This window comes from Sphingomonas zeae (genome assembly GCF_014197135.1).
Taxonomy (GTDB): Bacteria; Pseudomonadota; Alphaproteobacteria; order Sphingomonadales; family Sphingomonadaceae; genus Sphingomonas; species Sphingomonas zeae.
This window is the reverse complement of sequence record NZ_JACIFA010000002.1, coordinates 72,446-91,367: the sequence shown is the minus strand read 5'-3', so window position 1 is coordinate 91,367 and position 18,922 is coordinate 72,446. Positions and strand designations below refer to the sequence as shown.

The following is an 18,922-nucleotide window of genomic DNA, read 5'->3' as shown; positions in this document are numbered from 1 at the left end:
GAGGGGGACCATCGCGCCGGTGATGATGGAAGGGGCAGGACGGACCTGCCAAGCCCTTCCAACACGCCCCGCAGGCGCGGTTCCCTTCCCCATCCTGCGATGGGGAGGATTGGGGCGAGACAAGGCAAAAGGGCCGCCGAACCCGAAGGTCCGACGGCCCCGTTCATCCCCGCTCGGGGAATAGTCGGAACGGAGGGGGTGTTCCGATTTTAGCCCTGACCCTGGCTCAGAAAGCCGGTCAGTTCGGTCTTGGACACCGCCTTGTCCTTATCGGTGTCGGCCTGGGCGAAGGCGCTGCCGACCCACTTCTTGGTCGTCGGCGCATCAGCCTTGGTCGACGGATCGGTCTGCGACTTCAGCGCGACCATCCACTGGGCGAACTCGGCCTTGCTCAGCTTGCCGTCGCCGTCCTTGTCATAGGTCGGGAACTGCGTGTCGACGACCTGGGCGATCTGGCTACCGTTCGCCTGCACCTGACCTTGGGTCGATGCAGACGCATCCGCGGCGGGTTGCGCAGTTTGTGCCGGGTCTGTCGCGGTTGCCGGGGCTTCCTGCGGCGCGGCTGGCGTGGTCTGGGCTGGCGAAGGCGTGACCTGGGCCAGAACGGGGGCAGACGCCATCATCGCGGCGCCAAGAAAAGCATATTTCATCATCTCGTCTCTCCCTTACTTTGGTCGATCGATGACTATGAAGACCGGGAACGCATCTTCATCATTAGTGATACGGTCCTAAACTCCATTATGCCATATGGGGATCCGTCCTTGGGATTTGAAGGCGCGGCTCGTCCCTGCTAACGGCACGGTACGCCGTGATTCCAACAGGAAGTGCACGGTGAGCCGTGCCATTTCCACGACCCGAAGGTGCCCCGATGATTCCGCGCTATTCCCGTGCCCCCATGACCCGGATCTGGGATCCCCAGACCCGTTTCCGCATCTGGTTCGAGATCGAGGCGCACGCCACCGACGCGCTGGCCGAGCTGGGCGTGGTGCCCAAGGAAGCCGCCGCGCGCATCTGGGAAGCCGACAAGGCGGCCGGCGATTTCGATATCGCGCGCATCGATTCGATCGAAGCCGAGACCAAGCATGACGTCATCGCCTTTCTGACCCATGTCGCCGAGCGGACCGGACCGGAAGCGCGTTTCCTGCATCAGGGCATGACGTCGTCCGACGTGCTGGACACCTGTCTGGCGGTGCAGTTGGCGCGCGCCTCCGACATCCTGATCGAGGACCTGGACGCGCTACTCGCTGTCATCAAGCGCCGTGCGATCGAGCATAAGCTGACCCCGACCATCGGCCGCAGCCACGGCATCCATGCCGAGCCCGTGACCTTCGGGCTGAAGCTGGCGCAGGCCTATGCCGAGTTCGACCGCAACCGCGCCCGCCTGGTCGCGGCGCGCGCCGATGTCGCCACCTGCGCGATCTCGGGCGCCGTCGGCACCTTCGCCAATATCGACCCCAGCGTCGAAGCCCATGTCGCTGAGAAGATGGGGCTGACCGTCGAGCCCGTCTCGACCCAGGTCATTCCGCGCGATCGCCATGCGATGTTCTTCGCCACGCTGGGCGTCATCGCCAGCTCGATCGAGCGTCTGGCGACCGAGGTCCGCCACCTGCAGCGCACCGAGGTTCTGGAAGCCGAGGAATATTTCTCGCCCGGCCAGAAGGGCTCGTCGGCGATGCCGCACAAGCGCAACCCGGTGCTGACCGAGAATCTGACCGGCCTCGCCCGCATGGTGCGCGGTTACGTCACCCCGGCGCTGGAGAATGTCGCTTTGTGGCATGAGCGCGACATCAGCCATTCCTCGGTCGAGCGCTATATCGGCCCCGACGCGACCATCACGCTCGATTTCGCGCTGGCGCGCCTGACCAGCGTGATCGACAAGCTGGTCGTCTATCCGGCGCGGATGGAGAAGAACCTCAACAAGATGGGCGGCCTCGTCCACTCACAGCGGGTGCTGCTGGCGCTGACCCAGGCGGGCGTGAGCCGCGAGGACGCCTATCGCCTCGTCCAGCGCAACGCGATGAAAGTGTGGGAGTCGGACGGCGAACTATCGCTGATGGAACTGCTCAAGGCCGATGCGGATGTGACGGCGGCGCTGTCGCCGGAGGAGATCGAGGCGCGGTTCGACCTCGATTATCACTATAAGCATGTCGACACGATCTTCGCGCGGGTGTTCGGCGAAGCGTGATGAGTGGGGGAGTCTCATTGGCGTAGGGTTGCGCCGAACCGGACTCCCCTCCCCCAGCCCCTCCCGCCTGCGGGAGGGGAGAGGCTGTGTGCAACCGTTCCCCCACATAGCTCCCCTCCCGCAAGCGGGAGGGGCTGGGGGAGGGAACGACGGAAGTTACCGGGCCAGCAGGCCGCTGAGTCCCCTCATCCCGCCCAACCGGCCAGCCAGTCCGCCACCGCCTGCGGCGTCATCGCCCGCGCATCGGCGAGCGCCGTCTCCCGGCCCGCATTGATCAGCTTGTTGGTCCTCGGATCGACGATCAGGACAGCAGGCACGCCCGCCAGCCGCCCCTTCACGCCATAGGAAGCCGGGATATCCATATTCTGGTCGAACCGGCCGACATCGACCGTGACCACTTCGAAATGCTTGGCGACGAAGGCGCGCATCTGCGGGGTTTCCATCACCCCCGCCAGCAGGCGGCAGTCGAGGCACCAATTGCCGCCCAGATCGATCAACATCCGCTTGTGTGCCTTGACCGCGCGCGACCGCGCAGCCTTGATCGCCGCCTTCGCATCGCCCGCATGATAGGGCAGCGGCAGCGGCTTGCGCAGTGCCTCGAAACTGGCGACGCCGACGCGCGGAGCCGATACCGACGCGGCGGCGGCGGAGGCCAGGGCAATGGCGGCGAGCGCCGGAACAATCATGGAACGATAGGACATGGAGGCATTCCCCTCTAAGCGGCATAAGGCAGATGTCCCTCAAGCTCGCGTCCTTGGCAAGCGATGCTCCCATGCGCCGCAACAATCAGAAGTTTTGCATACCCATGCGGCGGACATGCCCGGCAGCCATCGCTGCCGTCATGGCGTGGCCGCGAACGCGCAACGCGCAACGCATGCGCAGCTTCACCGCGGGCTGTGGCAAGGCGGCGTGTACCCGGAACATCGTCTATCGCTTTACCCCACATGGGCAAAACCAATCGGTCGAAGGCCGGTTGAGCCTGTCGACCAGTCACCACGATCATGAGGAATATGATTATGTGATGGCGACCAATAACGTCCCCATCCTTTATGATCCCCGCGATCCCAGCCGAGCGATGTTCTTCTGGCGCGATCAAATCGCGAACCGGGCATCACCACGCAAGATGTGGGACTTCATACTCATCATCAATCTGATCTTTGCCGCCGCCGCCACGCCGCTCGGCTTGATGATGGCTTGGAGCATCCGTCGGCAAAGGGCCAAGGCTCGTGCGGCAAAAGCCACACCCGCCTGACCCCTTGCCCGGTCACGATCACTCGCCAGCGAAGACGCTCTTCAACTTGGCGAAAAAGCCCTGGCTTTCCGGGCATTCGTCACCCGTCTCGGTTTCGCGGAACAGTTCGAGCAGTTCGCGCTGCCGGGTCGACAGCCGGGTTGGCGTTTCGACCTCGATCTGGATGACCAGGTCGCCGGTGCCGCGCCCTTGCAGTACGGGCATACCGGCGCCGCGCTGACGAAGCTGCTTGCCGGACTGGATGCCCGCCGGAATCTTGATGTCGTGCGTGCGCCCGTCAAGGCCGGGAATCGATAGCGATCCGCCCAGCGCCGCCGTGGTGAAGCTGATCGGCGCACGCGCGAACAGGGTCGTTCCCTCGCGCTCGAAGATCGCGTGCCGCTTCACATGGAGGAAGATGTACAGGTCGCCCGCAGGCGCACCCCGCGCACCCGCCTCGCCTTCGCCCGACAGGCGGATGCGGGTGCCCTCGTCGACGCCTGCGGGCACGTTGACGGCCAGCGTCTTGGTCTTCTCGACACGGCCGTCGCCGCGACAATCGGGGCAGGGATCGGCGATGATCTGGCCCGCGCCCTGACAGACCGGGCAGGTCCGCTCAACCACGAAAAAGCCCTGTTGCGCACGGACCTTGCCATGGCCGCCGCACTGCTGGCAGGTCTTGGCGCTAGTCCCGGCCTTGGCGCCCGTACCGTCGCAGGTGTCGCACGCAGCCGAGACATCGACCGTGATCTCGGTCTGCTTGCCGTGGAACGCTTCCTCTAGCGTGATTTCCATATCGTAGCGCAGGTCCGCGCCGCGCCGGGGCTGCTGCCGCCCGCCGCCGCGCCCACCGCCCATGAACTCGCCGAAGACGCTTTCGAAAATATCGGAAAAGGCGCCGAAGTCCTGCGCGCCATGGCCGCCGCCACCGCCGCCCATGCCCTGCTGGAACGCGGCATGGCCATAACGGTCATAGGCCGCACGCTTCTGCGGGTCCTTCAGGCAGTCATAGGCTTCGCTGATCGCCTTGAACTTGGCCTCGGAGTCCTTGCAGCCCGCATTGCGGTCCGGGTGGTACTGCATGGCCAGCTTGCGGTACCGCGACTTGATCGTCGCATCGTCCGCCGTGCGCTCGCATTCGAGCAGTTCATAATAGTCGATCGTCGTGCTCATGCCCGGTCTCGCCCCGTCCGCTCTCATGCGCGTCGCCGACCGTCCGTGCCGTCAAGCCGGACGGAGCGACACCGCCAAGCGCTTCGCCACTTCATGCCCCGAACGATAAGCCGGGGCGGTATTCGTAAATTCCGAACCGAAGGCCCGGCCTCCCCGAAGGGGGACCGGGCCGACAGCCTTACTTGGTGTCGTCGACTTCCGAGAATTCGGCGTCGACCACATCGTCCTGCTTGGCCTGGCCGGCATCAGCAGCGGGCGAGGCTTCGGCCTGCTGCTGCTTTTCGTAGATCGCCTGGCCCAGCTTCATCGCCACCTGAGCGAGGGCCTGCGCCTTCTCGTTCATGGTGTCGGGGTTGCCACCCTCGACCGCCGTCTTGGTCTCGGTGATCGCTGCCTCGATTTCCGACTTCAGCGACGCGTCGACCTTGTCGCCATTGTCAGCCAACTGACGCTCGGTCGTGTGGATCAGCGACTCGGCGTTGTTCTTGGCCTCGGCCTCGGCACGACGCTTCTTGTCCTCCTCGGCGAACTTCTCCGCGTCACGGACCATCTGGTCGATGTCGTTGTCCGACAGACCGCCCGATGCCTGGATGCGGATCTGCTGCTCCTTGCCGGTGCCCTTGTCCTTGGCCGAGACGTTGACGATGCCATTGGCGTCGATGTCGAACGTGACCTCGATCTGCGGCACGCCGCGCGGCGCCGGGGGAATGCCGACCAGGTCAAACTGACCCAGCAGCTTGTTGTCGGCTGCCATCTCGCGCTCGCCCTGGAAGACCCGGATCGTCACCGCATTCTGGTTGTCGTCGGCGGTCGAATAGACCTGGCTCTTCTTGGTCGGGATCGTCGTGTTGCGGTCGATCATCTTGGTCATGATGCCGCCCAGCGTCTCGATACCCAGCGACAGCGGGGTCACGTCGAGCAGCAGCACGTCCTTGACGTCGCCCTGCAGCACGCCCGCCTGGATCGCGGCACCCATGGCGACGACTTCGTCGGGGTTCACGCCGGTGTGCGGATCTTTGCCGAAGAAGTTCTTCACGACCTCACGGACGCGCGGCATACGGGTCATGCCGCCCACCAGCACCACGTCGGCGATCTCGTCGGCCTTCATGCCCGCATCGGCCAGCGCCTTCTTGCAGGGCTCCAGCGTGCGCTGGATCAGGTCCTCGACCAGACGCTCCAGATCGGCGCGGGTGATCGACTTGACCAGATGCTTCGGGCCGTTCTGGTCGGCAGTGATGAAGGGCAGATTGACCTCGGTCGACTGGGCCGAGGACAGCTCGATCTTCGCCTTTTCGGCCGCTTCCTTCAGACGCTGGAGCGCCAGCTTGTCCTTGGTGAGGTCGATGCCCTCTTCCTTCTGGAAGCCCGACGCCAGGAAGTCGACGATCTTGTTGTCGAAATCCTCGCCGCCCAGGAAGGTGTCGCCGTTGGTTGCCTTCACCTCGAACACGCCATCGCCGATCTCGAGGATCGAGATGTCGAAGGTGCCGCCGCCAAGGTCATAGACCGCGATCGTCTTGCCGTCCTGCTTCTCCAGGCCATAGGCCAGAGCAGCCGCGGTCGGCTCGTTGATGATGCGCAGCACTTCGAGGCCGGCGATCTGGCCGGCGTCCTTGGTCGCCTGGCGCTGCGCGTCGTTGAAATAGGCCGGAACCGTGATGACCGCCTGGGTCACCGTCTCGCCGAGATACGATTCGGCGGTTTCCTTCATCTTCTGCAGCGTGAAGGCCGAGATCTGCGACGGGCTGTAATCCTTGCCGCCTGCATTGACCCACGCGTCACCGTTCGGGCCGCGCGCGATCGCATACGGAACCAGCTCGGTATCCTTCTTGGTGACGGGATCGTCGAAGCGACGGCCGATCAGGCGCTTCACCGCGAAGATGGTGTTGTCGGGGTTCGTCACCGCCTGGCGCTTGGCCGGCTGGCCGATCAGACGCTCGCCGTCCTTGGCGAAGGCGACGATCGACGGCGTGGTGCGCGCGCCTTCCGCATTCTCGATCACCTTGGGCTTGCCGCCCTCCATGACAGCGACGCAGCTGTTGGTGGTGCCGAGGTCGATGCCGATCACTTTTGCCATAAGTCTCTAAATGCCCCTCAAGAACATAGTCTGGAAGTCAAATGCCGGGGTTCGCCGGTCCCGAAAGCGGCGACCCGAAAACCCCGTTCACGAGCCGGATATAGGTGGGCGTTCCGTTGCCGCAAGATTGGATGGAACCTAGGATGGCTTCGGGATTTGCCGAAACGGGAGGGTTTGTCATGCGACGCGCTGTTTTTCTGGGCCTTTGGGGGCTGGCCGGGGCGGCGGCGCTCGGCGGATGCTCCTCTAGGCCCGAGCTTTCGAGCGAGGAAGGATGGGTTCGGCTGGCCGCCGTGCCGGGGCGTCCGGCGGCAGCCTATTTCATCGTGCATGGCGGTGCCAAGCCCGTCGACCTGATCGGGGTCAGCAGCGACGTCGCGATCACCAGCGAGATGCATGAGGGTGGCATGGCGATGAAAAAGGTCGACGCCGTGCCCATCCCGGCGGGCGGCACCGTCGCCTTTCAGCCGGGCGGGCGGCATGTGATGCTGTACGACATGAACCCCGGGGTGAAGCCGGGGCGCATCCTGTCGCTGCTCCTGACCTTTTCGGATGGCACGCGGCTGCGTCAGGGCGCGCGCGTGATCGCGGCAGGCGATCCTGCGCCGCAAAACGGATGACGGCAAAGCGCCCCCTCACCGCTGCAGAGGAAGCGCTGGCGCGCGGCGTATTCGGTGACGCCATCGACTATGGCCAGGTGCGGCTGTCGCCAACCAAATGGGCGTTTTTCCAACCCCGCGACACGGTGATGGCCCCGACCGGATGCATCCACTTCCACCCCAAGGGCGGTCTGTGGCGCGAGGACTTCGGCGCCTGCCCGCTCCACGAACAGGGTCTGTTCGTGCATGAGATGGTGCATATCTGGCAGCACCAGCGGGGCATTTTCCTGCCGCTGAAGCGCCATCCCTTTTGCCGTTACAGTTATTGCCTGAAGCCGGGGCAGCGTTTCGAGCGCTATGGCCTGGAGCAGCAGGCGGAGATCGTCCGCCATGCCTTTCTGCTGAAACGCGGCGCGGCAGTCGCGGGGGCGCCGCCGCTGGCACAGTATGAGACGTTGGTGCCGTTTCGGGGGACTCGCTGAGGTTTCGGTTGGGTGAATGCCCTCCCCCATCCCCTCCCGCCTGCGGGAGGGGCGTGTTTCTGGTAGCCGCAGGCGCCGTTGCATCGTTGGCCCCTGAGGCAACCGAGCACCGCACCCCTCCCGCAGGCGGGAGGGGATGGGGGAGGGAAAATCCGAACCTGGGGGATCTATGCCGCCCGCGAATATCCAGGAAAAGCCCAGGTTGTTCGATCATGGTTGAAATCATCGACCATCGTTGTCTCTTGCGAGGCCTGCCGCGCTCATCACGGGATGGGAGTTGTCATGACGGTCGGCAATACCAACGGCGCCGCGCTTCGAGCGATGGCCGCCACGCAGTGCGCCAATAGCGATCTGGCGCAATCGATGGCGCGGCGGTGCCAGGGCCAGCCGGGAACGGCAAAACACTCCCGTCATTGCGCGCATGACACCATGAAAAAAGGGCGGCCCCATAAGGTCCGCCCTTTCGTCATTCGTCCGGAAAGCCCGATCAGTCGGGCTTCTTGGCCACCGCCACCAGCGCGGGGCGGAGCAGACGGTCCTTGATCATGTAGCCCGACTGCATCTCCTGCACGATCGTGCCCGGCTCCTGATCGGAGGGCATTTCGATCATCGCCTGATGCTTGTTGGGGTCGAGCGGCTGGCCCATGGCCTCGATCTTGGTGATGCCGTGACGGCCGAGCACGCTGTCCATCTCGCGGCCGGTGGCGTCTAAGCCGGTCACCAGCCCCTTCCACTTGTCGTCGGTACGCAGGTCGGCCGGGATCGCCGCCAGCGCGCGCTGGAGATTGTCGGCGACCGACAGGACGTCGCGCGCAAACGCTGTCGCGGCATAATTGCGTGCGTCCGCCGCTTCCTTTTCCGCGCGACGCCGGACATTCTGGTTCTCGGCCTGGGCGTAGAGATATTGCTGCTTGGCTTCGGCCAGCTGGTTCTCCAGTTCCGCCAGACGGTCCTGCCCCGCCACTTCGGGCGCAGCCTCGGCCGTTTCCTCACGCAGATCGTTCTGGGTTTCGTTGGTCGTATTTTCGCTCATCATAATCCCTGTTCAGCCCATCATGCGGGCGAGCGTTGCCGCCGTGAAATCCACCATGGGCACGACGCGCGCATAGTTCAACCGCGTCGGCCCGATTACACCGACCACGCCGACCACTTGGCCGTCGAGGCCGCGAAACGGCCTGGCGATCACCGAAGATCCGGAAAGCGCGAACAATTTGTTCTCGGCTCCGATGAAGATCCGGGTCGAATCTCCCGCGCGTGCGGAATCCAGCAAGTGGGCGATTTCCTGCTTGCCCTCCAGATCGTCGAGCAGGTCGCGCACCCGCTCGAGATCGGCGGCAGCGGCGGCGTCGATCAGCCGCCCCTGGCCGCGCACGATCAGGATCGGACGCCGCTCGCCATCCTCGCTCCACACCGCCAGCCCCTGCTCGACCAGCGCCCGCGCCGCTCCGTCCAGCGCCGCGCGCCCCGCCGCCAGCTCGCGCTCCAGGCGATCGCGCGCCTGGCCCAGCGTGAGGCCCGCCAGCGTCGCGGACAGATAATTGCCCGCCTCGACCAGCGCGGACGGGGTCATGCCGGGCGGCAGTTCGAGGACCCGGTTCTCGACCGCGCCATCCTCGGCAACCAGCACGGCCAGCGCCTGGGTCGGCGACAGCGGCACGAAGCCGATCGAGCGCAGCTTCATCTCGCGCTTGGGCACCATGACCAGCCCCGCACAGGCCGACAGCCCCGACAGCACCGCCGTCGTCGCCGCCAGCGCCTCCTCGACCGGGCCGGAGCGGGCGGCGCGCGCCTCGATCGCGGCGCGCTCCTCGATGCTGGGCTCCATCGCATGCATCATGCCGTCGACGAACAGCCGCAGCCCCATATCGGTCGGCATCCGCCCCGCACTGGTATGCGGCGCCGCCAGCAACCCGCGTTCCTCCAGTTCCTGGAGCACGTTGCGGATCGAGGCGGGCGACAGGTTGATCCCCGACAGCGCGATGGTCTTCGACCCGACCGGCTGTCCGCTGGTCAGATAGCTGTCGACCACCACGCGAAAAATATCGCGCGCCCGGTCGGTCAGCTCGGTGATCGGAAGTGTGACCATGATAGAAATGTAGGCATTGGGCGCACGCCACTCAACCGCGATCGGAAGACCTCTCTTCTTCTCCGCGCCCTCTGCGCCTCTGCGCGCAAAAAAGAAGAATGGTTCACGCGAAGCCGCGAAGGCGCGAAGATTTCCAGTCCCCTCTTCGCGGCTTCGCGGCTTCGCGTGAACCATTTTGTCGCGCAGAGACGCAGAAGACGCAGAGAGAAGAGTGTCTTCCGATCGCCGTCGTCCTCTCTGGCGCATCGCGCGGGGGCCGGTTAGGGCTGGTGCCAAGGAACAAGGAGAAGACTATGCGCCCGTCCGGCCGGATGCCCGACCAGATGCGTCCCATCACCATCGAGCCGAATTTCACCCGCCACGCCGAAGGTTCGGTGCTGATCGGGTTCGGCGACACCAAGGTGCTCGTCACCGCCAGCGTCGAGGAACGCGTGCCCCCCTTCCTGCGCGGCAAGGGCGAAGGCTGGGTCACGGCCGAATATGGGATGCTGCCCCGCGCCACCCATACGCGTGGCAGCCGTGAAGCCGCCAAGGGCAAGCAGTCGGGCCGCACCCAGGAAATCCAGCGGCTGATCGGCCGCTCCCTGCGCGCCGTCTGCGACCTGAAGGCGCTGGGCGAGCGGCAGATCACCATCGACTGCGACGTGATCCAGGCCGATGGCGGCACCCGCACCGCCGCCATCTCGGGCGCGTGGGTCGCGCTGCGCATGGCGGTCAACAAGCTGATGGCCGAGGGCAAGCTGACGAGCGACCCGATCCGCCACAAGGTCGCTGCCGTCTCCTGCGGCATCCATCAGGGCGCGCCGGTTCTCGACCTAGACTATATCGAGGACTCGAATGCCGATGCCGACGCCAATTTCGTGCTGATCGAGAACGGCCATATCGCCGAGGTTCAGGCGACCGCCGAGCACGCCACCTATGACGAAGAGGCGCTGCTGCGCCTGCTGCGCCTCGCTCGCATGGGCTGCACCGAAATCTTTGCCGCCCAAGACCGGGCAATCCGCGCGTGAGCGGCGAAGGGAACGGCCGCCAGGCGATCCGCAAGCTGGAGCCCGGCAAGCTGGTGCTGGCCAGTCACAACAAGGGCAAGATCGTCGAGTTTCGCGAACTGCTCGCGCCCTACGGCATGGAAGTCATCGCGGCGAGCGATCTCGACCTGCCCGAGCCGGAGGAGACCGGCACCACCTTCGTCGCCAATGCCGAGTTGAAGGCGCTGGCGGCAGCCGATCTGTCCGGTCTGCCTGCGCTGTCCGACGACAGCGGGCTGTGCGTCGAAGCGCTGGGCGGCGATCCGGGGCTGTTCTCGGCGCGCTGGGCGGGGCCGGAAAAGGACTTCGGCATGGCGATGCGCGCGGTCGAGGATCGGCTGAACGAGGAGCCCGACATGAGCCGCGCCGCGCATTTCGTCTGTGCGCTGGCGGTCGGCTGGCCCGACGGCCATGTCGAATGGTTCGAGGGTCGCGTCGATGGCACGATCGTGTGGCCGCCGCGCGGGGACAAGGGACATGGCTATGACCCCATCTTCCAGCCGATCGGCTATACCGAGACCTTCGCCGAGATGGACCAGGACGAAAAGAACCGCATCAGCCACCGTGCCGACGCCTTCGGCCAGCTGGTGAAAGCGGTGTTCTGAACAATCCTCCCCGGTACGGGGAGGTGGCGGGCCGCAGGCCCGACGGAGGGGGGGCTTCCGCCAGGGATGTCCTTTGTGGCGATCCCCCCTCCACCATCCTTCGGATGGTCCCCCTCCCCGTACCGGGGAGGATGACGTTACCGCTTGGCCAGCCGCTTCTGGTTCGCCGTGACCGCCTTGTGCACCGGCGCCATCGCCTGGACCGGCATCGACGCGCCGATCAGCATGGCGCGGGCCATCGCTTCCCAGGCATTCAGCATGTTCCCCCGCGGATCGTGCCGCGACAGCCTGGACAGCGCCGCCTGATCGCGGTTCCAGACCTTGGCCGACTGGTCGAAGGCTTTCACCTTCTCGCTGACCATCAGGGTCATTTCCGCCGCCGAGGACTTGCCCGTCGCCATCGCTTCCATGCGCGAGGCGATGACGCTCTGCGCGCTCACCATCGCTTCGCCCGCCATCACCGCGAATCGCGCGGGCGCGGTCCAGAAGGCCATCCATGCCATCGGATCATAGGGATTCGCCATCGCGTCATTACCTTCCCGTCGTGCTCGGCCTGAGTCAGAAAGCCCGCTCGCCGAAGACGTTGCCGGTCGGGCTATAGCGGCAAACGAGGAAATCGTCGCGCGCATTGCTCGCCATCGCGCATCCGACCGCCGTGGAACGAGCCCAGACGATCTGGGTATAATGCGCGACATCGCCGAACTGGCCCGTCCGGCTGGCCTGCGGCACGGGCAGATTCACAAAATCGCGCTTTTCGGCCACCCAATGCCCCATCATTTCGTCATAGCGATAGGCGCCGCGCGTGCCGGTCCACAGATTCTCGCCCTGCCGGGTCGGCCCCTGCGGCTGTTCGGCGTGCTGGAAACGGCCGGTACGCGCCAGTTCCTGGGCATAGGCCAGCGCGTTAGCGGCCAGCCTCTCATCCCAGACCAGTGGCCCCAGACCAACCTCCGCCCGCGCCGCCCGGTGGCCATCAAGCATTGCCCGGCGCAGCAGTCCTGGCCCACGCGGCGCGGGTGCGTCGGTGGTGCGCTCCTCGACGATACGGGGCGGGCGCTCCACGCCGGTCTGTGAAGGGATCATCGGACCGCATCCCGTCAGCAACAGGGCGACGGCCGGAATCGATAAGAGATGGCGTAGCGTGCGCATCGCCGCCATATCGGGGCACATCATGTCCTCCGCAATATCGTCCGCCCCCTCGCCCACGCGCGCGCCGCTCGCCCTTTACGTCCATTGGCCCTTCTGCGTTTCCAAATGCCCCTATTGCGATTTCAACAGTCATGTTCGGGAGTCGGTGGACCAGGCGGCATGGGCCGATGCGCTGCTTGCGGACCTGGCGCACGAGGCGGCGGCGCTGCCGGGACGCCAACTGACCTCGATTTTCTTCGGCGGGGGCACGCCCTCGCTGATGCCCCCCGCGACCGTCGCCGCGATCCTGGACGCAGCCGAGCGCCATTGGGGTTTTGCCGAGGGGATCGAGATCACGCTGGAGGCCAACCCGTCCTCGGTCGAGGCGGCGCGTTTTGCCGACCTTGCCGCCGCGGGGGTCAACCGCGCATCGCTGGGCGTACAAGCCCTGGACGATACGGCACTGCGCTTCCTCGGCCGCGCGCACGGCGTGGACGAGGCGTTGCAGGCGCTCGAGACCGCGCAGGAACAGTTCAGCCGAATCAGCTTCGACCTGATCTATGCCCGCCCCGGCCAGCCGCTGCGCGACTGGGAAGCCGAACTGCGCCGCGCGATCGGCTATGGCACCGAGCATCTGTCGCTCTATCAACTGACCATCGAACCGGGCACGCGCTTCGCCACCGAGGCGGCCGCCGGGCGACTGACCATCCCCGATGGCGACGCCGCCGCCGACCTGTTCGAGACGACCCGCGCCATCACCGCCGCCGCCGGGCTGCCCGCCTATGAAACCTCCAACCACGCCCGGATCGGCGCGGAGAGCCGCCACAACCTGACCTATTGGCGTTACGGCGACTATGCCGGGATCGGCCCGGGCGCGCATGGCCGCCGCGAGGGCGTCGCCACCGCGCGGCGCAAGAAGCCGGAAAACTGGATGGCCGCCATTGCCCGCAACGGCCATGGCATCGAACTGGAGGAAAGCCTTCCGCCCGTCACCCGCGCGACCGAAGCGCTGGTCATGGGCCTGCGCCTGGCCGAAGGCGTCGACCTGTCGCGCGTGGCCGCATTGGCCAAGGGGCGCGAGATGGTGAACCGCGCTGCCGTGACCACCTTGGCAAAGCAGGGGCTGGTACGGCTGCAGGGCGAGCAGTTGATCGTTACCGAGGCAGGGGCGCTGCTGCTGGATGCGATCCTGCGCGAGGTCGTGCTTACGGGGGACAGGGTAGCATAATTGAAGAGCCCAATTCCTCCCCGCTCGCGGGGAGGTGGCAGGCCGAAGGCCTGACGGAGGGGTGTCACGGCCAGCGGGGACACCCCTCCACCAGCTTCGCTGGTCCCCCTCCCCTTGCAGGGGAGGAATTTACATCGCCTCAGTCCACCGCCTGACGCACCCAATCCAGGTAGCGCGACGATGCGTCGGTGATCGGCAGCGCGACGATCTCCGGCACGTCATAGCTATGCAACGCCTCGATCGCTTCGCACAGTTCGGCGAAGCGGTGCCGCATCGTCTTGATGTGCAGCATGACTTCCGGCTCATGCTGAACCGCACCGTCCCAGCGATACCAGCTTTCGATCGGCATCATCTGGACGCACGCTGCCAGCCGCCCCTCGACCAGCGCCTGCGCGATCGCGGCTGCTTCGTCACGACCGCCGACCGCGCACATCACGACGATGGCCTCGTCCTTCACCCCCCGAACCCGGTTGGGGCGGGCGACACCGTCACCGCTGTGCCGTCGCGCAGTTCCTGCACCTCCAGCGCGCGTTCGGCCACCCCGTCGCGCCCGAAGCGGAAGGCACCGTCAATCCCGGCGAATCCGTCGGACGCGCGCAGCCGCGCCTCCGGGAAGGGTGCGTTCATCTTCCAGTCGCGTGCGATCCGCACCGTCAGCAGGACCGCGTCATAGCCCAGGCTCGACAAGCGATAAGGCGCTGCACGGAACCGCGCCCGGTATTTGGTGGCATATTGGCGGTAGAGATTGTTCGACACGCTGGCAAACCATGCGCCATTCAGCGCGGCGCGTGAGGCGATGCCCGATTCGGAATTCCACAATTCGGTGCCGAGCAACCGCGTCGTCCCGCCCGACCCGCGCTTGACGGCGGGAGCCGCTGCCGCCGCCGCTGCGCCGCCATCGGCGATCAGCACCGCGTTAGAGGGCGCCTTGGCATTCAGCCGCTGCGCCGCCGCCGCGATGCCGCCTGCGACCCGACCATAGGGCTGGAGCGAGACGACTTGCCCCCCCGCCCCTTCGACCGCGCGCAGGAACGCGGTCGAAGCGCGCTCGCCATAGAGACCGTTGGGAACAAGCCCCGCAAAGGTCGTGACGCCACGTCCCCGCGCATAGGTCACGACCCGGTCGATCGACTGGGCAGGCGTATAGCCCATCAGGAACGTTCCGTTCCCCGCCACACCCGCATCGTTGGAAAAGCCGATGACCGGCACCCGCGCCGCGCGCGCGATCGGGGCGACCGCGCGGACATCCTCGGATAGCAGAGGCCCCAGGATCAGCTGCGCGCCCTCGGCGATGGCCTTTTGCGCTGCGGCACCTGCGCCGGTCGCCGTGTCGTAATTGGTGATGCGGATCGTATCGGCCTGCGTATCGAGCAGCGCCATCATCGTGGCATTGGCGATCGACTGCCCCACCCCGGCATTGCTGCCCGACAGCGGCACCAAGAGCGCGATACGGTGGCGTGCGGTGTCGCGCGGCAGGCCAGGTTCGACCTCGGTCGAGGGGCGCGGGCTGGTCGGCACCGGCCGGGTCTGCGGCTGGTCGACAGGCCCGCGCGGCACGATCGTCTGACAGGCGGCGAGTGCCAGCGTCGTCGCCAGCGCGACCGCGCGGCCCAACCGCCCGCCGCTGACCAGCGATACGCGATGGAAGCGGCCCCGAATGACGGCCCCCGGTTGTACGAACAGCCCTGCCTCTGTCATGACGATCCCCGTGACCCAATCCGAACACACTCTCGAACCCGGCCTGTACATCGTCGCGACCCCTATCGGCAATCTCGGCGATCTGTCTCCGCGTGCGGCCAACATATTGACAAACGCCGATGTCATCGCGGTCGAGGACAGCCGCGTGACCGCCGGGCTGCTCCGTCACATCGGGGTCAAGCGGCCCATGCAGCCCTATCACGACCACAATGCCGAGCATGTCCGCCCGGGCCTGATCGCGCGGATGGCGACCCAGGCGGTGGCGCTGGTGTCGGACGCAGGGACGCCTTTGATCTCCGATCCCGGCTATAAGCTGGTGCGCGACGCCCGGGCGGCGGGTCACGCGGTGGTGACGATCCCCGGCCCCTGTGCCGCGATCGCCGCGCTGACCCTGGCCGGGCTGCCGACCGACCGTTTCCTGTTCGCAGGCTTCCTGCCGCCCAAGGAAAAGGCGCGCGCCGATGCGATTGCGGAGATCGCCGGCATCCGCGCCACTCTGGTCCTCTATGAGTCAGGCCCGCGCCTGCCTGCGACGCTGACCGCTCTAGCGCAAGGGCTGGGCGACCGCGAGGCGGCGGTGACGCGCGAGATCACCAAGAAGTTCGAGGAGGCGGTGACCGGCACCCTCTCCACCCTCGCTGCTCGCTACGCCGAGGGCGGCCCGAAGGGCGAGATCGCGATCGTCGTCGCCCCGCCGGGCGAAGCGCCGCCCGCCACCGAACAGGATGCCGACGCCGCGCTGGCCGACGCGCTTACCCGGCTGCCCGTCGGCCGCGCCGCCAGTGAGGTCGCCAAGGCGCTGGGGCTGGATCGCAAGGCCCTTTATGCCCGTGCGCTGGCCATGAAGGACGGAAATTCAAGCGATTAGGGTGCCGCCTTAGCAATTCGGCAAGGGTCATGGGCGCATGTCGGGTCAAGGAGCCGCTGCCCCATGTATTCCTTCGAATTTCGTCACGACATCAACCTGCTCGACATATGCTGGTCGGGGTTGTTCACGCCGGCCATCGCGATGCGCTATGCCCGCGAACTGGTGGATGCGTTTCGACGCAGCGGCTTCCGTCCCGGCTATCGCCTGCGCATCGATATGAGCGCGATCACGGTCCAGCCACAGGATGCGGTCATGACCGTCCACGAAGCGCTGCGCGATTTCCCCCGCGCCAGCCGCATCGCGATGGTGACGAGCAGCGCGATCGGGCGGCAACAGATACGGCGGCTGATGACGCAGCCCTATCTGCGCGTGTTCGACACGGCGGAGGATAGTCTGGAATGGCTGACTTCGCCGGAGGAAAGCCTCGCCTGACGACCTGGTCATGCGTTAGAAACTGCCCATGTCGCTTGTTCCGCCCCGCCCCCGCCGCGATCGCCGTGCCGCCGAAGAGGTCGGCCGACGCGGCGAGCGTCTGGCCGCGTGGTGGTTGCGTCTGAAAGGCTGGTCTATCCTCGACCGCCGCGTCCGAACGCCTGCCGGTGAGGTGGACCTGATCGCGCGGCGCGGATCGCTGGTCGCGTTCGTCGAGGTGAAGACGCGCAAGACCGCCGCCGAACTCGACTTCGCGATCGACGAACGGCGGCTGGCGCGGGTCGCGGCGGCCGCCGAGGTGCTGATGCCCAGCTATGCCGGGCCGAACGACGATATCCGGGTCGACGTGATCCTGCTCGCTCCCGGGACCCGGCCGCGTCATATCGAAAATGCCTGGTGCGGGTGACGCATGGGTGACAGGCGGGCGGTCAGCGACTACCTCCGCCCCGAAGACCGACCGAAGGAAGGAACGCCCCATGACCCAGTCGCTGACCGTCGCCGTCCAGATGGACCCGATGGACCAGATCAACATCGCGGGCGATTCGAGCTTCGCGCTGATGCTGTCGGCGCAGGCGCGCGGGCACAGGCTGTTCCATTATGATGCGGGTGACCTCAACTGGTCGGACGGGCATCTGTGGACCAAGGCGCATCCCGTCACCGTGCAACGCGTCGCGGGCGACCATTACCGCTTCGGCGAGCCGGTGAAGCTGGACCTCGGCGACGAAGCCGATGTCGTGCTGATGCGGCAGGACCCGCCCTTCGACCTGGGCTATATCACCGCGACGCATCTGCTGGAGCGAGTCGTCGAGAAGACCTTGGTCGTCAACAATCCGCGCAGCGTGCGCAACGCGCCGGAAAAGGTCTTCGTCCTCGACTATCCGCAGTTCATGCCGCCGACGCTCGTCACCCGCTCGCTGGACGAGGCGCGCCGCTTTCTGGCGCAGCATGGCGAGATCGTCATCAAGCCGCTGCACGGCAATGGCGGCAAGGCGATCTTCAAGGTCGGTCGCGACGGCGCGAACCTGTCGGCGCTGATCGAGGTGTTCAATACCGCCTATCGCGAGCCGCATATGGTGCAGGCCTTCCTTCCGGCCGTGGCCAAGGGCGACAAGCGTATCGTGCTGATCGACGGCGAGGTCGCGGGCGCGATCAACCGGCTGCCGGGCGAGGGCGAAATCCGTTCCAACCTGGCGGTCGGTGGATCGGCGGAGAAGACCGAGCTGACGGCGCGCGAGCGCGAAATCTGTGCGGTTCTGGGTCCGGAGCTGAAGCGGCGCGGCCTGCTGTTCGTCGGCATCGACGTGATCGGCGGCGAGTGGCTGACCGAAATCAACGTCACCTCCCCCACCGGCATCGTCGCGATCGAAAAGTTCGACGGCATCGACGTCGCGGGCCTGATCTGGGATGCGATCGAAGCGAAGGTCGCGGCGAAGGGTTGAATCCAATCCTCCCCGGCACGGGGAGGGGGACCAGCGAAGCTGGTGGAGGGGGGTCGCCGCAGGGTAAGTCCATTGCGGCACGCCCCCTCCGCCAGGCCTGCGGCCTGCCACCTCCCCGTGCCGGGGAGGATTATTCCCCACGGAACCCTTGCCCCCTCCCATGCTTTCCTGCCTCGAGCAACGAAGGACATGTGCAATGGGTGCAACGACCATCGGCGCCATGGTGGGCGCCGCCGTCGACGGTCTGTCCGGTGACGACGGCGTCGCCGACGGCGCGATCATCGGCGCGGTGACGGCCAATGTCCTGAAAGTCGTGTTGCCGCTCGCCATCACCTATGCGGTGGGCTGGGCGGTGCTGCGCGGCGCGGGCGAGATCAAGGACCGGTTTTTCGGAGAAGCAGCATGATCGGACGTATTGTCGGCGCGCTCGTCGGGCGTGAAATCAGCCGTCGCGAAGGCAGCGACGGATTCAAGGGCGCGGCGCTCGGTGCGCTGGCGGTGGGCGGTATGCGCCGCCTGGGTCCGCTCGGCCTGCTGCTCGGCGGCGGCTATGCGGCGAAGAAGGCCTATGACCGGCGCAAGGCTGGCAAGCTTGCGGGCAACCGCTACTGAAAGACCGCCGAAGGCCAAAGTGATACCGCAGCGCGTCAAGCATCTCTTGAC

23 protein-coding genes are annotated in these 18,922 nt (G+C 66.3%); 13 read left to right on the top strand and 10 right to left on the bottom strand.

The annotated features are described in order from the left end of the window. Nucleotides 1-209: 209 nt before the first annotated feature. Nucleotides 210-653: an EF-hand domain-containing protein gene (locus GGR45_RS03545; RefSeq protein WP_175312781.1), complete on the bottom strand. Its 444-nt coding sequence runs from the start codon at nt 651-653 to the stop codon at nt 210-212. A 215-nt stretch (nt 654-868) separates the two neighbouring features. Here GGR45_RS03545 and purB point away from each other — a divergent pair, with 215 nt between their 5' ends. Then, complete coding sequence (gene purB, locus GGR45_RS03540) at nt 869-2,185, top strand: adenylosuccinate lyase (RefSeq protein WP_175312780.1); 1,317 nt, start codon at nt 869-871, stop codon at nt 2,183-2,185. A gap of 185 nt (nt 2,186-2,370) precedes the next feature. On the opposite strand, the gene GGR45_RS03535 is transcribed toward purB, so the two are convergent. Continuing rightward, nucleotides 2,371-2,886: a thioredoxin family protein gene (locus GGR45_RS03535; protein WP_175312779.1), complete on the bottom strand. Its 516-nt coding sequence runs from the start codon at nt 2,884-2,886 to the stop codon at nt 2,371-2,373. Nucleotides 2,887-2,918: 32 nt separating this feature from the next. On the opposite strand from GGR45_RS03535, the gene GGR45_RS03530 reads away from it, so the two are divergent. After that, nucleotides 2,919-3,437, top strand: a complete 519-nt coding sequence (locus GGR45_RS03530; protein WP_175312778.1) for a hypothetical protein — start codon at nt 2,919-2,921, stop codon at nt 3,435-3,437. Between the two features lie 18 nt (nt 3,438-3,455). Here GGR45_RS03530 and dnaJ read toward each other — a convergent pair whose 3' ends face one another. Together dnaJ and dnaK are read right to left on the bottom strand one after the other, a co-directional pair. Continuing rightward, complete coding sequence (gene dnaJ, locus GGR45_RS03525; RefSeq protein WP_175312777.1) at nt 3,456-4,589, bottom strand: molecular chaperone DnaJ; 1,134 nt, start codon at nt 4,587-4,589, stop codon at nt 3,456-3,458. Nucleotides 4,590-4,767: 178 nt separating this feature from the next. Then, nucleotides 4,768-6,666 carry a molecular chaperone DnaK gene (gene dnaK / locus GGR45_RS03520; RefSeq protein WP_175312776.1) on the bottom strand — a complete coding sequence of 633 codons (1,899 nt, stop codon included), beginning with the start codon at nt 6,664-6,666 and terminating at the stop codon, nt 4,768-4,770. A 179-nt stretch (nt 6,667-6,845) separates the two neighbouring features. Here dnaK and GGR45_RS03515 point away from each other — a divergent pair, with 179 nt between their 5' ends. After that, nucleotides 6,846-7,286 carry a copper chaperone PCu(A)C gene (locus GGR45_RS03515; RefSeq protein WP_175312775.1) on the top strand — a complete coding sequence of 147 codons (441 nt, stop codon included), beginning with the start codon at nt 6,846-6,848 and terminating at the stop codon, nt 7,284-7,286. After that, nucleotides 7,283-7,747: a vgr related protein gene (locus GGR45_RS03510; RefSeq protein ID WP_175312774.1), complete on the top strand. Its 465-nt coding sequence runs from the start codon at nt 7,283-7,285 to the stop codon at nt 7,745-7,747. The genes GGR45_RS03515 and GGR45_RS03510 overlap by 4 nt, the downstream gene beginning before the upstream one ends. A 487-nt stretch (nt 7,748-8,234) precedes the next feature. On the opposite strand, the gene grpE is transcribed toward GGR45_RS03510, so the two are convergent. Continuing rightward, nucleotides 8,235-8,780 carry a nucleotide exchange factor GrpE gene (grpE, locus tag GGR45_RS03505; RefSeq protein ID WP_175312773.1) on the bottom strand — a complete coding sequence of 182 codons (546 nt, stop codon included), beginning with the start codon at nt 8,778-8,780 and terminating at the stop codon, nt 8,235-8,237. 12 nt (nt 8,781-8,792) lie between these two features. Continuing rightward, a complete protein-coding gene (gene hrcA, locus GGR45_RS03500; protein ID WP_175312772.1) occupies nt 8,793-9,833 on the bottom strand; it encodes a heat-inducible transcriptional repressor HrcA in 1,041 nt (346 codons plus the stop codon). 293 nt (nt 9,834-10,126) lie between these two features. Here hrcA and rph point away from each other — a divergent pair, with 293 nt between their 5' ends. Next, on the top strand, nt 10,127-10,843 hold the full coding sequence (rph, locus tag GGR45_RS03495; RefSeq protein ID WP_175312771.1) for a ribonuclease PH: 717 nt from the start codon (nt 10,127-10,129) through the stop codon (nt 10,841-10,843). After that, nucleotides 10,840-11,466, top strand: a complete 627-nt coding sequence (gene rdgB / locus GGR45_RS03490) for an RdgB/HAM1 family non-canonical purine NTP pyrophosphatase (RefSeq protein ID WP_175312770.1) — start codon at nt 10,840-10,842, stop codon at nt 11,464-11,466. Before rph ends, rdgB begins: the two co-directional genes overlap by 4 nt. A 137-nt stretch (nt 11,467-11,603) precedes the next feature. Here rdgB and GGR45_RS03485 read toward each other — a convergent pair whose 3' ends face one another. Together GGR45_RS03485 and GGR45_RS03480 are read right to left on the bottom strand one after the other, a co-directional pair. Beyond that, nucleotides 11,604-11,990, bottom strand: coding sequence for a hypothetical protein (locus GGR45_RS03485; protein ID WP_175312769.1), 387 nt, complete (start codon nt 11,988-11,990; stop codon nt 11,604-11,606). Nucleotides 11,991-12,024: 34 nt separating this feature from the next. Beyond that, the gene (locus GGR45_RS03480; RefSeq protein WP_336621503.1) at nt 12,025-12,549 is read right to left on the bottom strand and encodes a CAP domain-containing protein; all 525 of its coding nucleotides are present in this window, start codon (nt 12,547-12,549) and stop codon (nt 12,025-12,027) included. 88 nt (nt 12,550-12,637) lie between these two features. Here GGR45_RS03480 and hemW point away from each other — a divergent pair, with 88 nt between their 5' ends. Next, on the top strand, nt 12,638-13,822 hold the full coding sequence (gene hemW, locus GGR45_RS03475; RefSeq protein ID WP_175312768.1) for a radical SAM family heme chaperone HemW: 1,185 nt from the start codon (nt 12,638-12,640) through the stop codon (nt 13,820-13,822). Between the two features lie 139 nt (nt 13,823-13,961). Here the strand turns inward: hemW and cutA are convergent, their stop codons facing one another. Next, a complete protein-coding gene (cutA, locus tag GGR45_RS03470) occupies nt 13,962-14,279 on the bottom strand; it encodes a divalent-cation tolerance protein CutA (protein WP_285138873.1) in 318 nt (105 codons plus the stop codon). Then, entirely contained in the window at nt 14,276-15,520 is a 1,245-nt protein-coding gene (locus GGR45_RS03465; protein WP_415640775.1) for a penicillin-binding protein activator, read from the bottom strand. The genes cutA and GGR45_RS03465 overlap by 4 nt, the downstream gene beginning before the upstream one ends. Here GGR45_RS03465 and rsmI point away from each other — a divergent pair. The 6 genes from rsmI (at nt 15,519) to GGR45_RS03435 (ending at nt 18,871) form a co-directional block, all read left to right on the top strand. After that, nucleotides 15,519-16,388: a 16S rRNA (cytidine(1402)-2'-O)-methyltransferase gene (gene rsmI, locus GGR45_RS03460; RefSeq protein WP_175312767.1), complete on the top strand. Its 870-nt coding sequence runs from the start codon at nt 15,519-15,521 to the stop codon at nt 16,386-16,388. The genes GGR45_RS03465 and rsmI overlap by 2 nt on opposite strands. 63 nt (nt 16,389-16,451) lie before the next feature. Continuing rightward, nucleotides 16,452-16,820, top strand: a complete 369-nt coding sequence (locus GGR45_RS03455) for an STAS/SEC14 domain-containing protein (protein ID WP_175312766.1) — start codon at nt 16,452-16,454, stop codon at nt 16,818-16,820. A gap of 28 nt (nt 16,821-16,848) precedes the next feature. Further along, entirely contained in the window at nt 16,849-17,226 is a 378-nt protein-coding gene (locus GGR45_RS03450) for a YraN family protein (protein WP_175312765.1), read from the top strand. 70 nt (nt 17,227-17,296) lie between these two features. Continuing rightward, nucleotides 17,297-18,259 carry a glutathione synthase gene (gshB, locus tag GGR45_RS03445; protein WP_175312764.1) on the top strand — a complete coding sequence of 321 codons (963 nt, stop codon included), beginning with the start codon at nt 17,297-17,299 and terminating at the stop codon, nt 18,257-18,259. A 196-nt stretch (nt 18,260-18,455) separates the two neighbouring features. Further along, nucleotides 18,456-18,665 (top strand): hypothetical protein, encoded by a 210-nt coding sequence (locus GGR45_RS03440; RefSeq protein ID WP_175312763.1) that lies wholly within the window; start codon nt 18,456-18,458, stop codon nt 18,663-18,665. Further along, on the top strand, nt 18,662-18,871 hold the full coding sequence (locus GGR45_RS03435; protein WP_175312762.1) for a hypothetical protein: 210 nt from the start codon (nt 18,662-18,664) through the stop codon (nt 18,869-18,871). Before GGR45_RS03440 ends, GGR45_RS03435 begins: the two co-directional genes overlap by 4 nt. Nucleotides 18,872-18,922 lie beyond the last annotated feature (51 nt).

Bases quoted from the DNA above. Each gene is read 5' to 3' on its own strand.
- rph (WP_175312771.1), top strand. From the start codon at position 10,127: ATGCGCCCGTCCGGCCGGATGCCCGACCAGATGCGTCCCATCACCATC.
- GGR45_RS03450 (WP_175312765.1), top strand. From the start codon at position 16,849: ATGTCGCTTGTTCCGCCCCGCCCCCGCCGCGATCGCCGTGCCGCCGAA.
- purB (WP_175312780.1), top strand. From the start codon at position 869: ATGATTCCGCGCTATTCCCGTGCCCCCATGACCCGGATCTGGGATCCC.
- grpE (WP_175312773.1), bottom strand. From the start codon at position 8,780: ATGAGCGAAAATACGACCAACGAAACCCAGAACGATCTGCGTGAGGAA.
- hemW (WP_175312768.1), top strand. From the start codon at position 12,638: ATGTCCTCCGCAATATCGTCCGCCCCCTCGCCCACGCGCGCGCCGCTC.
- GGR45_RS03485 (WP_175312769.1), bottom strand. From the start codon at position 11,990: ATGGCGAATCCCTATGATCCGATGGCATGGATGGCCTTCTGGACCGCG.
- GGR45_RS03440 (WP_175312763.1), top strand. From the start codon at position 18,456: ATGGGTGCAACGACCATCGGCGCCATGGTGGGCGCCGCCGTCGACGGT.
- GGR45_RS03545 (WP_175312781.1), bottom strand. From the start codon at position 653: ATGATGAAATATGCTTTTCTTGGCGCCGCGATGATGGCGTCTGCCCCC.
- dnaJ (WP_175312777.1), bottom strand. From the start codon at position 4,589: ATGAGCACGACGATCGACTATTATGAACTGCTCGAATGCGAGCGCACG.
- dnaK (WP_175312776.1), bottom strand. From the start codon at position 6,666: ATGGCAAAAGTGATCGGCATCGACCTCGGCACCACCAACAGCTGCGTC.
- hrcA (WP_175312772.1), bottom strand. From the start codon at position 9,833: ATGGTCACACTTCCGATCACCGAGCTGACCGACCGGGCGCGCGATATT.
- rsmI (WP_175312767.1), top strand. From the start codon at position 15,519: ATGACGATCCCCGTGACCCAATCCGAACACACTCTCGAACCCGGCCTG.
- GGR45_RS03465 (WP_415640775.1), bottom strand. From the start codon at position 15,520: ATGACAGAGGCAGGGCTGTTCGTACAACCGGGGGCCGTCATTCGGGGC.
- GGR45_RS03455 (WP_175312766.1), top strand. From the start codon at position 16,452: ATGTATTCCTTCGAATTTCGTCACGACATCAACCTGCTCGACATATGC.
- GGR45_RS03515 (WP_175312775.1), top strand. From the start codon at position 6,846: ATGCGACGCGCTGTTTTTCTGGGCCTTTGGGGGCTGGCCGGGGCGGCG.
- GGR45_RS03510 (WP_175312774.1), top strand. From the start codon at position 7,283: ATGACGGCAAAGCGCCCCCTCACCGCTGCAGAGGAAGCGCTGGCGCGC.
- GGR45_RS03480 (WP_336621503.1), bottom strand. From the start codon at position 12,549: ATGATCCCTTCACAGACCGGCGTGGAGCGCCCGCCCCGTATCGTCGAG.
- GGR45_RS03535 (WP_175312779.1), bottom strand. From the start codon at position 2,886: ATGTCCTATCGTTCCATGATTGTTCCGGCGCTCGCCGCCATTGCCCTG.
- GGR45_RS03435 (WP_175312762.1), top strand. From the start codon at position 18,662: ATGATCGGACGTATTGTCGGCGCGCTCGTCGGGCGTGAAATCAGCCGT.
- GGR45_RS03530 (WP_175312778.1), top strand. From the start codon at position 2,919: ATGTCCCTCAAGCTCGCGTCCTTGGCAAGCGATGCTCCCATGCGCCGC.
- gshB (WP_175312764.1), top strand. From the start codon at position 17,297: ATGACCCAGTCGCTGACCGTCGCCGTCCAGATGGACCCGATGGACCAG.